Here is a 12,599-nt window from a genome sequence, read left to right on the forward strand (position 1 = left end):
TCCCGCTCAACCTCGACCAGATGCCCCCGGAACAGTTTCGTGACTTGGCGGCACAGGCGTTGCAATTGCAGTCCCAAGTTGAGGCGATGAGCAGGAGGATCCAGAACGATGAAACCATCATCGAGCAACTCACTTACGAAATCGCCCTTCTTAAACGCCACAAGTTTGCCAAGCGCAGCGAGTAGATCAGCCCAGCGCAAGGCAGCTTTCTGGATGATCTGCTCGACACAGACCTTGCAGCTATCGAAGCAGAGCTGAAACGGCTCCTTCCAGCTTCGCCACAAGCCGAACCACGGCAATCCCTGAAACGTGCGCCATTGCCGCCGCAGTTTCCGCGCACCGTGATTCGTCACGAACCCGTAAACACTCAGTGCGCCTGTGGCTGCCAACTTCAGCGCATTGGCGAAGACGTCAGCGAGAAGCTGGATTACACGCCGGGCGTGATTACCGTCGAGCAACACGTGCGTGGTAAGTGGGCTTGCCGCCAGTGCGAAGCCCTGCTCCAAGCGCCGGTGCTGGCGCAGGTTATCGACAAAGGTATCCCGACCGCAGGCTTGCTGGCCCACGTAATGGTGGCCAAGTTTGCCGATCACTTGCCGCTGTACCGGCAGGAGAAAATCTTTGGCCGTGCCGGGCTGGTAATAGCTCGTTCGACCTTGGCGCAGCGGGTTGGGCAAACCGGCGTGCGGCTCCAGCCGCTGGTCGATGCACTGAGTGAAGCCATGCTGAACCAGGGCGTGATTCAAGCCGATGAAACACCGGTGCAAATGCTTGCGCCAGGCGAGAAGAAAACGCACCGGGCCTACGTCTGGGCCTACAGCACTACGCCATTTTCGGCGCTAAAAGCGGTGGTTTACGACTTCAGCCCAAGCCGTGCTGGCGAACATGCGCGTAACTTCCTAGGCAACTGGAACGGTAAGTTGGTCTGCGATGACTTCGCAGGCTACAAAGCTGGTTTTGAGCAAGGCATCACTGAAATCGGTTGCATGGCCCACGCCCGTCGCAGGTTTTTCGATCTGCACGTGGCGAACAAAAGCCAGTTGGCCGAACAGGCGCTGCACTCGATCAGCGGTTTGTACGAGATCGAACTCCAAGCGCGAGACATGAGTGATGATGACCGTTGGCGAATACGGCAGGAAATGGCGGCACCGATAATCAACAAACTGCATGACTGGATGTTGGCCCAGCGCGACCTGGTGCCCAGCGGATCAGCTACGGCGAAAGCCTTCGATTACAGTCTGAAACGCTGGGTAGCGCTGACGCGCTACCTGGGCGATGGGGCTGTGCCCATCGACAACAATCAGGTCGAGAATCAGATGCTGCCATGGGCACTTGGACGCTCGAACCGGCTGTTTGCCGGGTCGCTGCGCAGTGCTAAATGGGCAGCTGCAATCATGAGCCTGATCCAAACAGCGCGTATGAATGGGCATGATCCGTATGCCTATCTCAAGGATGTGCTGACGCGGCTGGACAGTGGCAGACAAACGGGTTCGATCACTGTAGGCAAGCGAGCCGACCTGCCGCTTGTCGACAGCCGCAGGCTGCGGATGTTTCCGGTGAACGACTCGTTGGCATGCATCGTCCAGTCGGCAAGCCCTGCCGATGTCGATACCGTCATCGCGGACGGCCGCATCGTCAAGTGCACAGGCCAGTTGATTGGACTGGATCTGGCAAGCCTACGCGCCTAGGCCACGGCCGGCGCCCAGCAGTTGTTGTAGAAAGGCTGACGGGCAAAGCTTACCTCTGTCCTGCGCCTTCAGCACGTGATGATGGAAATCAGAATGTCGCCTGTACCTTCAACCCACCGACCCAGGCATCGTCCACCTGCCTCACCCCGCCTGGGTGCCGGACGAATTGCAGGTTCGGCCTCACCGTCAGCCACTCGGCCAGGTGAATACCGTAGTTGAGCTCGGCGTTGTACTCGATTTGCTGGACCGGCAGGTAAGCCGGGTCATCGTAATCCTCGATACCATTGGCCGAATTGGTCAGCGCCGCATTCTTGCGGTACGCCGGGTTCACATGCACCTCGGACACTGCAAGGCCGATGTCATCCTGCGGCCGTGCCGCGAACAACCCCTTGTACACCGCGCCTACCGACACATAGTGGTCGACCTTGCTGGTCTTCTTGTCATGCACCGTGGCCATGGCGAACAGGCTCAATCCGCGTGACGCATCGCTTGCCTCACGAGTAACCTGCTGCATTGCGCCCAGCCACAACCCGTGCTTGCTCGAGGCACTGCGATAAGCCGCGCCACTGATCACGGCCGGCTGACCGTTGCTATCTTTGAGCACATCCTTGGCATCGGAGGTGCTGTAGTAATAGCCGGCGCGGTACTCACCCGGCAGGCCGCCGATACGCGGCTGCCACACCAGTTCCACCGGCAGTACCGCACCTTCGGTGCCGCTACCACTGAGTTTGAAGCCGTTGTCGTTCTGGGTGTTGGACGGGTTCTGTTCATACGCACCGATTTGCGCGAACAGCTCGGGGGTGAGCTGGTACTTGATCCGCAGCGCCCATTGGGTGATCGGCCAGTTGTACCAGATGCCACCCCAGTTGCCGACCTGCGAGCCGCAGAAGGTCAGGTTCTGGAAGTTGCAGTCAAAGCTGTTGAAGTCCTCGCCTTCGCCGAAGCGGCCAGCCTTGATGTCCAGGCGTCGGTCGAAGAACGCCTGCTGGTAGTACAGCTGGGTCATGCGCCAGTGCGAGCCACGCCCCCAGACTTCCTGGGACGAGCTCAGGGTGCCGACACGCGGGTCACCGACGCGGTCGTTGGAGATGTTGTCGCCGTTGCGGTCAGCCACGGTCAGCTGAAAGCGGGCGTCGTGCCAGCCGAGCAGCTTCTGCAGGTCGAAGCTGGCGCCGAGCGAGTACTGGTCGCTGTAGCTGGCGCTGCGGTCCTTGTTGTAGCCGCCGCCGAGGTTGGCGCCGAATTCGCCGACGTAGGCGAATTCGAAGTCGATGCCTTTTTCGGCCAGGGTGGTGCGGGTGCCGTTCCAGTCGCCCAGGGCCCAGGGGGAATCGCTGGCGAAGGGATCGGCGGCGTGGGCCGTTTGAGCGCAAGCCATGGCGACCAGCAGTACGCGGTATTTGAAAGTAAACATCATGTTCTCTTTGTTATTGGTGTGGTGCCTGTCAGGGCCCTATCGCCGGCAAGCCGGCTCCTACAAGATCTGGAGGAGCCGGCTTGCCGGCGATAGGGCCGGACCTGGTATTTACTGAACGCTGGCGCGCATCTGCTGCGGCAAGTCGAGCTGCTTGCGCATCTCCGCCACCTCCTCCGCCGTCACTGCCGGCGCACTGTTGCCCCAGCTGTTGCGTGCAAAGGTGAGAATGTCGGCAATTTCGACGTCGCTGAGCTTCCAGTCGAACGCCGGCATCCCCGCACCGGTGACGTAGGTATGGGTATGCACCGCCCGCGCTCCGCCCAGCACCACGCTGGTCAACGTGTCGGTGTTGTCCGCGAGGATCGCCTTGTTGCCGGCGAATCCGGTGATCATGTGGCTCACACCCTCGCCCGCCGTGCCGTGGCAGGCCGAACAATGCACCTCGTAACCCTGGCCACCACGCTGCATACGGGCATCATTACCGGCCAGCGCTGCCGGTGCTGGCTGCGGGTTGCCGGGCAACGATTTGAGGTACACCGCAATGGCGCGCAGGTCCTGGTCGGTCAGGTGCTGGGTGGAGTTCTCGATCGCTTCGGCCATCGGCCCGCTGGCCACGGCAACGCCGTCGCTGCCGGTCTTCAGGTAGTCGACGATCTGCTCGACACTGCTGTCGCCCAAGCCCTGGTGCGGGTCGTTGGTGATGTTCGGCGCGAACCAGGTGCCGAGGAGGTCACCTTGAAGCGCCTGGGCAGCGATTGGCCCGCCCAGGGCGTTGCGTGGGCTGTGGCAGGCGGCGCAGTGGCCAGCGCCATCGACCAGATAGCGGCCACGGTTCCACTCGGGGCTTTGCGCCGGGTCCAGGACATACGACTTGTTGTCGAAGAACATCCAGTTCCAGCCCGCCATCAACAGGCGCTGGTTGAACGGGAAGTTCATGCCGACCAGTTCGTCGACCTTGTGCGCCTTCGGCTCGAGCGTGCTGAAGAACGCCCACAATGCGCGCAGGTCATCGTCGCTCATGCGCGTGTAGTCGGTGTACGGCATGGCCGGGAACAACAGGCCATGGCGGCCCTGCCCTTGACGCACGGCATTGAAGAAGTCGCGCTGGGTGTAATTGCCGATGCCGGTTTCACGATCGGGGGTGATGTTCGACGACTGGATGTCACCGAACGGCGTGCCGATCACGTAGCCACCGGCAAAGTCGCCGCTTTTGGCCGTGTGACAGGCCGCGCAGTCGGCGCCGCGCATCACATACTCGCCCTGCTTGATCAGTGCCGCGTCAGTGGACTTGAAGTCGCTCAGGCGCACACTGTCATCGGCCACCTGCGAGCGCGCGGTGGAGTTGGCCTGGATCACCAGGCCGAGCATCACGGCGCCGGCCAGGGCCACCACGCCGCCGCCGATCAGGGCGGTTTTCTTGTTGATCATGACAGGCCTCACACCAGGGAACCGGGGTTGTGCTGGTACTTCTCATGGATCGCCCGCGCCGTACGGATGGCCAAGGCGCCCACGGTGCTGGTGGGGTTGTAGCCGGCGTTAGTGGGGAACGCCGAAGCGCCGACCACGAACACGTTGTGCGCGTCCCAGCTCTGCAGGTAGGTGTTGACCGCACTGGTACGCGGGTCTTCGCCCATGACCATGCCGCCCTGGGTGTGGTTGGAGTTCTCGTCGTACGGGCTCCACGCCTTGGCGGCCGAGTTGAAGGTGTGCACGTGCTTGGCACCCATCTTCTTGCCGATGTCGACGGCGCGCTGCTCGATGAAGCGGGCCATGTTGCGGTCGTTCTGGTTCCAGTCGAAGGTCATGCGCAGCAGCGGCGTGCCCCAGCGATCCTTGTAGTTGGGGTCCAGCGACAGGTAGGCATCGCGGGCCGGCATCGAGGTGCCCTGGCCGAAGATGATCCCGTAGTTCTGGTAGTTGTCTTTGTAGGTCTGCTTGAAGCCCTTGCCCCAACGCGGGCTGCCCGGAGGCAACAGCCCTGCCCGGCCGATCGGCATGCCCTCGCGGGAAACGGTGAGCAAGCCGGCACCGCCGATGAAGTCGAGCTGGCTGTGGTCGAAGTTGTCGCCGTTGTAGTCGTCCACCTGGATGCCCAGGCCGCCGGCACCGATGAACGGGTTGAGAGTCTCGTCCTCGAACCACACGTGGGCGCCTGCGCAAGTCTGGTAGTTGTAGGCGCGGCCGATGGTGCCGGTCTGGCTGACCGGATCGTACTGCTTGCCGATGTCGCTGAGCAGCATCAGGCGGGCGTTGTCGTAGGTGAACGAGCACAGTGCGACGATATCGGCAGGCTGAATGACCTCGCGGCCCTGCTCGTCGAAGTAACTGACGCCGGTGGCGGTCTTGCCGTCTTCGGCCTTGTGGATTTTCGTCACATAACCCTGGGTGATCAGGGTGAAGTTCTTGCGCCGCATCAGTGCCGGGATCACGCAGGCCTGGGGCGAAGACTTGGAGTAGTTGCCGCAGCCATGGAACATGCAGTAGCCGCAGTAGGTGCACGGCGCCATGCTCACGCCCAGCGGGTTGACGTAGGCCGCGCCAACGTGAGCTACCGGGATGTAGAACGGGTGCAGGCCCATCTGCGCGGTGCTGTCACGGTACATCTGCATCAGCCGCGAATCCTTCAGCGCAGGCGTCGGGAATTCGCGGCTGCGCGGCCCTTCGAACGGGTTGCCGCCGGGGCGGATCTCACCGTTCAGGTTGCCGGCAATGCCGGAGATGCCGGCGATGCGTTCGAAGCGATCGTAGAACGGCTCAAGATCCGCGTAGGTGATGCCCCAGTCCTGTACCTGTTCCAGGCCCTTGAGCTTGCTCGCGCCATAACGCTCTAGGGTGGCCGAGCGCACACGGAAGTCCCACTCGGAGAAGCGCCAGGCCATGCCGGCCCAGTGGAAGCCCGCACCGCCCACCGACTTGCCCATCTGGAAGGCTTTCAGCTCGCGGGTCGGCACCGCGGTCTGGCCGGAGTGGTTGCGGAACGTCAGGGTGTAATCGCCCGGCTGCAGCAGCAGCTCGCGGCGGATGGTCCAGCGCAGCTCGTCGGGGTCGACGGCAGGCGGGGTGTCGGTGGAAGTGTCGAGCCACGGGCCGCGGTCGATCGCCACCACTTCCAGCCCGGCGCGGGTCAGTTCTTCGGCCATCAGCGAGCCAGCCCAACCCAGGCCGACGATGACTACGTCAGCTTTTTTACGTGTAATTGCCATGTTGGTTTCCTCTGGCCTCAGCTCACCGGGATCAGGCTGATGGGCGTCAGGCCCAGGTCCTGCCCGCGACGATCGATGTACTGGCGGTAGTCGTAGCGAGCGCCGGGGAAGCCCACCAGCTTCCAGCCGACCATGCCGCGGTTGCCGCCGTAGAGCGGGTCGGCGAAGTAACCTTCGCGCACGCTCAGCAGCAGGAATTCGAACAGGCGGCTGCCGCTGCCGGCGCCTTCCCAGTCCAGGCGGCCTTCGTCCAGCTGGCGCAAAATAGCGTCCATCTGCTCGCCGTCGAGTTCGGCGAAGGCGCGGCCGTGCAGCTGGCGGGCGTGCTGGTCGATGAACGCAAGGCCGGCCAGGGTGTAGTCGCGGCGGCTGCGCAGGCTGATGGTCAGGCCCATCAGCGCAGACTCGTCGGCCTGCAGCGGGCGCTCCAGATACAGGTCCTTCGACTCGCCATAGGGGCCGCTCATCTGCGCGTCGAGGTAATCCACGCAGCCGGCTTCGCTGGCCGAAGCACCAAGCTCGTCATGGGGAATCAGGCGGTCGAACACGGCAGTCAGGGTGGCACGGGCCTGGCCTTTGAACACATTGCCCTGGCCGCCGCTCATCACCGGCGATGGCAGCATTTCGCGGTTCAGACCGGTTTCCGGCGGCACCGACTTGAGTTCCACTGCGCCGACCTTGGCCAGGCCAGCGGCGGCGAACAACGCACCCATTGAACGCAAGGCGTCCCTACGTTTCATGGAGTTCTCCTTATCGACAATCACGGGGATCCGTGCGGCAGGTCGCGGAATTTCGGGCGCGCAAAGGCACACGGCGAGCACAGACAGGCTCGTCAGGGGCGATGGGGATCTGGGCGGATGAACGAAAAACGCGGTGTACTGGGGAGTGAACCTGGCAACCTGCCGATCACAGCGGGGCCAGTCTATGGCGCGACATAACGCCGCGCCATCGAAGCGTTGACGTGTTTACGTCAAAATAGCTTCAACACGTGGCAGGCGGGAGGGTCTCGTCGATCACCATACGCAGCTGCGGCCACACCTGTGGCGGTGCGTCCAAGTCACCGTTGGCGTACAGCAGTTGCTGGATGGCGGCTTCGGCCTGCCCTTCAGGGTCCTGATCGAGCACCAGCGACAGCAGCCCTGCGCGGAGCATGTCGGCATGCTGCGCAGTCGCCTCATGGCTGATCCAGACCAGCCGCCCGGCATGGCCGGACAGCGCCTGGTGCACACCCGTCGAGCCGCTGCCGGTGGTGTACAGCCCGACCACCCCAGCATCCTGAGCCAGATACTCGCTGATCGTTGCGGCATTGAGCTGGTTGTCGTCGAAGCACTCCACCGGGCCGAGCACCTCGACTTGCGGCGCCCGCTCGGCCATGACCTCGAGAAAGCCCTGTACACGCTGCTGATGGGCGCGATAGAGCAATGAGTTGGTGACCAGCAGCACACGGCCATGGGTCGGGGCAACCCATTGGCTCATCAGCCGCCCGGCAGCGCGGCCGGCGACATGGTTGTCGATCCCCGCGTAGATCACCCCTTCCAGCCCGGGCAGGCTGCTGGTTACCAGTATCACCGGCACGCCGGCAGCGACCTGCGCACTAAGGGCTTCACGCACCTGTGGGGTGTCCTGGGCAACCACGATCAACCCCTGGCGCGGCACCCTGGGCTGGTTGATGAGATCCAGCAGTTGCTGAGGATCGCGTTCCTGCCAGACATGGCGCTGCAGCACCAGCCGCGAGCGGTGCATCTGCGCCTGTTTGACAAAGGCAGCCGCCAGGCGCCGGTAATGATCGGTGGCGCTGTCTACCAGCAGCAAGTCGAAGCGCAGCAAGCCATGCAGCGCAGAAGGCAGCAGGCGTTTGAGCCCCAGCGCCTGGGCTGCCTGCAGCACCTTGCGACGTTTGCTGTCGGAAACGCTGCCACGCTCGTTCAACACACGGTCGACGGTACTCAGGCTGACGCCGGCCAATTGGGCGACATCAGCCATGCCTTGGCGACGGTCAATCTTGTCCACCTAGAAACATCCAGTAACCAAAGGTGCGGAGTCTGCCATGCCTGCTAAAGTTTCGCCTACTCCGCTTTCCACTCCTACCCGCGCAGACTTGCGCCGTTAGCGTTGAATGCCAGCCACATCAACCGACGCGACATCCAGCCCCGACGCAACAACCAGCCATCCAGCGAGAACTTGCCGTCCCCAATCACCATTACCCCGGCAAACACCACCATCAGCAACATCACGTATTCCCAACTGCCCCCGCCCGGCGACGCCCAGGCATACCAGTGCATCGCGGTGACCGACGCCAATGGTTACCGGCCGGCCTTCAAGCGCATGGACGGTGCCGCCCCAGGCTACATCGAGGCGGTGATCAAGAAGGCCAACTCGGCGTCAAGGGCCTGGCTGGGGCCGCTGTTGTGGCAGACGACGATCATGCGGATGGCCTTCGGCTAGAACGAGCTGTACCACGCCTAACGGAAGCACACTTACCCAAGCTCCGCTGGTTACGGGAGTTCTAAAAAAACTTAAAGTGACTGGGTGACTCAGCCACTGCAAGCGCTGGTCACCCCGTGCAGGCGATTTCTTTGCTCACTCCAGCTTTACAGTGAAGCAATTCCCGGATGTAAATTTCCCGATTTTTTTCAAAACGGAAGGTCGGGATAGGCATGGAAATAGCGAACCGACCCAACACTGTGTCTAGGGCAACGGCAGTCGTGGTAATCCCTTCCATTAGCTCGCCGTGGTCACATGACACGCCAGTATCTCGAATTAGGCCCACTTGCTTGAAGATTTTCGCAACCGAACCCGAGTCAGGTTCCCTGCTGCCCTGGCCTTGAAACAAGACACCTAACTCTTCGTCGCTATACAAGGCCATAATCGCCCGACCAGCAGACGTACCATAAAGCGGCTTATCCAGTTGGCCTAACCGGGGCATCACTAGCAGCTCTCGGTCAGCTACAACTCGATGCTCAATCACCAGCTGCAATCCATTGGGCCTCGATAACACAACGGTCTCGTCAACTGCTTCGCTTAGCCGATGTAACCATGGTCGAAGGACAGTGATTCGATCTGCGTGAGCGTAGGTAACGAGTCTCAAGAGGCCTGCACCCAGGCGAATCCCGCCAATACCCTCACTTCGAATCATTCCCTCCTCTTCAAGCGCACCGACGATCCGTTGCACAGTCGAGCGAGGTAGCCCTACCTCCTGAGCAATATCCCCAAGGCTCAGACCATCAGGTTTTTTCCCTAGTAAATACATGATCTTGGCAGCTCGAGCGATGACCTGAATTCCGCCGCCTTTCTCTTCGTTTCCGCCTTGTTGATTGACTACGTCCATCGGCACCTCCAATTTTCGAGCACTGTACCACATTGCGGTACGAGGCAATTGACGATACAGTTACCGTATTGTGGTACACGCCCTGAGAGTGATGCATGCTTCGAGAATTTTCAGTTGCCGGCCTCCTGGTCAGCCCGATGGTGTTATGCGCCCTCATCGCGGGCGGGTTAACGGTGATCACCCAGTTGCTGGTTCCTCACACACTGCTCAAACACTGGACGCTCAGGCGTTCATGGCTGGGGCTTTCGCTATTCGTCTGCTACGTCGCAGCAACAGTGGCATTCCTGGACGGGGATCTGAAATGAACGGCGCATTGCGAGTCACCATGACGCTATTGATTGCAACGGCAACCGTTTTTTCGGGGGCGTGGGTATGGAATCACTATCGCCAGTCACCTTGGACACGCGATGGCAGAGTGAGAGCTGATGTGGTGATCGTTGCACCGGACGTCGCGGGTTGGGTCACCAAGCTCCATGTGAGAGATAACCAAATGGTGAAGACAGGCGATGTGCTTTTTGAAATCGATGAGGCTCGTTATCAAGCCACCCTGGATGAAGCAAAGGCCAAGATGGAACACTCCAAGCATGCTTGGGAACTTGCTCGAGTTCAAGAACGACGGCGTGTCCCTCTCGCTAAGATCAACGCCATCAGTGCGGAGGATCTAGACAATGCACGATCACAAGTTTTGATAGCGAAATCCGCCTATGAGATTAGCAAAGCACAATGGGAGACAGCTCGGATCAACCTTGCCCGCACACGAGTGACAGCCCCTGCTGACGGAACTATCACAAACGTCAAACTGCAAGAGGGGAACTACGTTACTCAGGGCGGCCCAGCATTTTCTCTAATCAAAGACGGCTCGTTTTACGTCACCGCCTATTTTGAAGAAACTAAATTGCCCGGCATCAGCGAGGGGGATGCTGCTGATGTGAGGTTGATGAGCGAAGGTAAGCCGCTTAAGGGGCACGTGATAAGCATCGCAAAAGGGGTAGCGAACTCGAATACGCAAGCTGATCCGATGCTATTACCCCAAGTGCAGCAGGCCTTTAACTGGGTGAGACTGGCACAGCGTATTCCTGTCGATATCAAACTCGATTCAGTTCCCGATGGGACACGATTAAGCGCCGGGATGAACGCTTCGGTGAAGCTTTCGCCATCGCTTTCGCGAGTCGTGAACTTATGAAAGCGATCCTGACTCATTACTTGCAACCCAGCCTGCGCAGCGTCCTCTTTGCAGCCAAAGGGCTGTCAGCAGTCACATTGGCACTCGCTGTGTCGATGAGCTTGGATCTCGACAAGCCGTTTTGGGCCATGGTTGCGTCGATGATGTTGCAGGCTCGGCCTGAGACAGGGTTAGTGATCGAGAAGGCTATGTGCCTAGTGATCGGCTCAACCCTCGGAGCTTGTGTTGCTGTGCTCATCCTGAACAACCTATTGCCATATCCCAGCCTTGCGATCGGCGCGTTGACCGTTTGTGTTGCGATCACATCTGCAGTTGCCTCAACGGAGCGCCACGTAAATTTCATCTTTGGCACGGCTCTAGTATCCGTAACCGCCGTCCTTATCGTGATGTTTGCCATGGCCGACCCCACCATCACGACCAGTGAGTCGATTTTTCTGGTGGTTCGGGCACGCCTGACAGAGGTACTTGTTGGGGCGAGCTGCGCGACATTAGCCAGTGTTTTTTTCTTTCCCTTCAAGGTTGAAGCACTGCTTACCGGCCACGCCCGTCGTCTGCATCTGGCATGCTTAGGGTACGCCCAAACGCTCGTTCATACCCCTGAAGATCAAGCGACGCTTCATAAGGAGCGCACTGAAATAATCAGCTTGGTTACGCAGATAAATGATGATTCAAACGCAGGCAGGTATGAACTGGCGAACAGCGTACCAAGGGCACTGCGGATGTGCCAAAACGCGCTCACGCTAGCGGCCAGTGGCCACACAGTTCAGCGTTTGCTCAGTGAGCAGGATGGCGCTACCAGCCAGGCCTTCACAGACATCACCGAGTTATTTGCGAAAGAACTGACCAGAGTTTCTGAGCTTGATTCCAACAGCCAAACTATTGGGCTGAGAACGCTACTAGAGAAAATGCAGGTTGTTGCTGAGGAGTGGCTTGACGCCGGTCTAAACGATGCATTTCAAGCATTCACCGGTGCACTGCTGAGCATACTCGAAGCTACTCAATCCTCTCCCAATGGCGAGCCGTGCTCTCATCCAGGTAAACGCTTGAAGCGTCATCGTGATTGGCACGCGGCTGCAAGATCAGCGACTCGGAATAGCCTTGTTTTCATGGCAGCGGCGACGCTTTGGGTATCGTCGGATGGGCCTGCTACACTGATCATGATGATGGTTCTTCCAACGCTCTTTTCGCAAATGTTCGCTGCAGCTCCAGCGCCGACGTTGATCGTGCGGAGACTTATCGTCGGAGTGGCATTAGCGGTGCCTATTGTCGTTTTGATAGTGCTGCCACTGCTTGCCCAGGGCCCGAATCATTTCCTAGCGCTGATGGTGGTTCTGGCCGGGCCACTTTTCCTAGGCCTTATGGCAATGACCTCACCTGCTCTGACACCCTATGGTCTTGGCTTCTGCCTTACCTTTGCGGTAACCATACAGCCGAGTAATTACATGACGTTCGCGGTGGATCAGTCCCTAACTACCGACTTAGGTATCGTAGCTGGCCTGGGACTACTTTTTGTTGGATTCTCGCTAGTAGGCCCGCCAAAGGGGCTTTGGCTACAACGGCGAGTGGTGAAAACATTGGAAAGGGATCTCAGGGTGATGCAGTCGATGGGTAAATCCCGCTCCTGGCTGAATCGACGAGCAGGGGAAAGGCTTTCTTATCTCAGTGCCTATGAGCCGGCGTCATCGCAAGGGCAGGAGCTCACAGCTCTCGGATTTTCCCTGTTGGAAAGAGGCCACATTCACTCGAGGCGTAGGACTGAAGAAGAGTGAGCTGATACCTG

The 12,599-nt window shown here is 60.0% G+C and carries 10 protein-coding genes and 1 pseudogene; 5 read left to right on the forward strand and 6 right to left on the reverse strand.

Annotated features, from left to right (window positions below):
- Window positions 1-20 precede the first annotated feature (20 nt).
- Window positions 21-1,481, forward strand: a pseudogene (gene tnpC, locus ACE4QZ_RS15965) (IS66 family transposase); the annotation flags it as partial.
- Window positions 1,482-1,776: 295 nt separating this feature from the next.
- Here the strand turns inward: tnpC and ACE4QZ_RS15970 are convergent.
- From ACE4QZ_RS15970 to ACE4QZ_RS15990, 5 genes are all read right to left on the reverse strand, one after another.
- Window positions 1,777-3,102 (reverse strand): carbohydrate porin, encoded by a 1,326-nt coding sequence (locus ACE4QZ_RS15970; RefSeq protein ID WP_232099759.1) that lies wholly within the window; start codon window positions 3,100-3,102, stop codon window positions 1,777-1,779.
- Window positions 3,103-3,213: 111 nt separating this feature from the next.
- Window positions 3,214-4,533 (reverse strand): cytochrome c, encoded by a 1,320-nt coding sequence (locus tag ACE4QZ_RS15975; RefSeq protein ID WP_103469118.1) that lies wholly within the window; start codon window positions 4,531-4,533, stop codon window positions 3,214-3,216.
- 8 nt (window positions 4,534-4,541) lie between these two features.
- Window positions 4,542-6,308: a GMC family oxidoreductase gene (locus tag ACE4QZ_RS15980; protein WP_103469119.1), complete on the reverse strand. Its 1,767-nt coding sequence runs from the start codon at window positions 6,306-6,308 to the stop codon at window positions 4,542-4,544.
- A gap of 17 nt (window positions 6,309-6,325) precedes the next feature.
- On the reverse strand, window positions 6,326-7,048 hold the full coding sequence (locus tag ACE4QZ_RS15985) for a gluconate 2-dehydrogenase subunit 3 family protein (RefSeq protein ID WP_103469120.1): 723 nt from the start codon (window positions 7,046-7,048) through the stop codon (window positions 6,326-6,328).
- 241 nt (window positions 7,049-7,289) lie between these two features.
- The gene (locus ACE4QZ_RS15990) at window positions 7,290-8,318 is read right to left on the reverse strand and encodes a LacI family DNA-binding transcriptional regulator (protein WP_103469121.1); all 1,029 of its coding nucleotides are present in this window, start codon (window positions 8,316-8,318) and stop codon (window positions 7,290-7,292) included.
- A gap of 102 nt (window positions 8,319-8,420) precedes the next feature.
- On the opposite strand from ACE4QZ_RS15990, the gene ACE4QZ_RS15995 reads away from it, so the two are divergent.
- The gene (locus tag ACE4QZ_RS15995) at window positions 8,421-8,753 is read left to right on the forward strand and encodes a heme-binding protein (protein ID WP_103469122.1); all 333 of its coding nucleotides are present in this window, start codon (window positions 8,421-8,423) and stop codon (window positions 8,751-8,753) included.
- Between the two features lie 109 nt (window positions 8,754-8,862).
- Here the strand turns inward: ACE4QZ_RS15995 and ACE4QZ_RS16000 are convergent, their stop codons facing one another.
- Window positions 8,863-9,636 (reverse strand): IclR family transcriptional regulator, encoded by a 774-nt coding sequence (locus ACE4QZ_RS16000; protein WP_103469123.1) that lies wholly within the window; start codon window positions 9,634-9,636, stop codon window positions 8,863-8,865.
- Between the two features lie 95 nt (window positions 9,637-9,731).
- Here ACE4QZ_RS16000 and ACE4QZ_RS16005 point away from each other — a divergent pair, with 95 nt between their 5' ends.
- The 3 genes from ACE4QZ_RS16005 to ACE4QZ_RS16015 are packed head-to-tail and all read left to right on the forward strand — an operon-like array spanning window position 9,732 to window position 12,588.
- The gene (locus tag ACE4QZ_RS16005; RefSeq protein ID WP_103469124.1) at window positions 9,732-9,941 is read left to right on the forward strand and encodes a DUF1656 domain-containing protein; all 210 of its coding nucleotides are present in this window, start codon (window positions 9,732-9,734) and stop codon (window positions 9,939-9,941) included.
- Window positions 9,938-10,819, forward strand: a complete 882-nt coding sequence (locus ACE4QZ_RS16010; protein ID WP_103469125.1) for an HlyD family secretion protein — start codon at window positions 9,938-9,940, stop codon at window positions 10,817-10,819. The genes ACE4QZ_RS16005 and ACE4QZ_RS16010 overlap by 4 nt, the downstream gene beginning before the upstream one ends.
- Complete coding sequence (locus tag ACE4QZ_RS16015; RefSeq protein ID WP_103469126.1) at window positions 10,816-12,588, forward strand: FUSC family protein; 1,773 nt, start codon at window positions 10,816-10,818, stop codon at window positions 12,586-12,588. The genes ACE4QZ_RS16010 and ACE4QZ_RS16015 overlap by 4 nt, the downstream gene beginning before the upstream one ends.
- Window positions 12,589-12,599: the final 11 nt, after the last annotated feature.

The organism is Pseudomonas sp. DCA-1 (assembly GCF_046523955.1).
Lineage (GTDB): Bacteria > Pseudomonadota > Gammaproteobacteria > Pseudomonadales > Pseudomonadaceae > Aquipseudomonas > Aquipseudomonas putida_Y.

Excerpts from the sequence above, each read along its gene's own strand:
- ACE4QZ_RS15970 (WP_232099759.1), bottom strand. The coding sequence starts at position 3,102 with ATGTTTACTTTCAAATACCGCGTACTGCTGGTCGCCATGGCTTGCGCT.
- ACE4QZ_RS15975 (WP_103469118.1), bottom strand. The coding sequence starts at position 4,533 with ATGATCAACAAGAAAACCGCCCTGATCGGCGGCGGCGTGGTGGCCCTG.
- ACE4QZ_RS15980 (WP_103469119.1), bottom strand. The coding sequence starts at position 6,308 with ATGGCAATTACACGTAAAAAAGCTGACGTAGTCATCGTCGGCCTGGGT.
- ACE4QZ_RS15985 (WP_103469120.1), bottom strand. The coding sequence starts at position 7,048 with ATGAAACGTAGGGACGCCTTGCGTTCAATGGGTGCGTTGTTCGCCGCC.
- ACE4QZ_RS16000 (WP_103469123.1), bottom strand. The coding sequence starts at position 9,636 with ATGGACGTAGTCAATCAACAAGGCGGAAACGAAGAGAAAGGCGGCGGA.
- ACE4QZ_RS16005 (WP_103469124.1), top strand. The coding sequence starts at position 9,732 with ATGCTTCGAGAATTTTCAGTTGCCGGCCTCCTGGTCAGCCCGATGGTG.
- ACE4QZ_RS16010 (WP_103469125.1), top strand. The coding sequence starts at position 9,938 with ATGAACGGCGCATTGCGAGTCACCATGACGCTATTGATTGCAACGGCA.
- ACE4QZ_RS16015 (WP_103469126.1), top strand. The coding sequence starts at position 10,816 with ATGAAAGCGATCCTGACTCATTACTTGCAACCCAGCCTGCGCAGCGTC.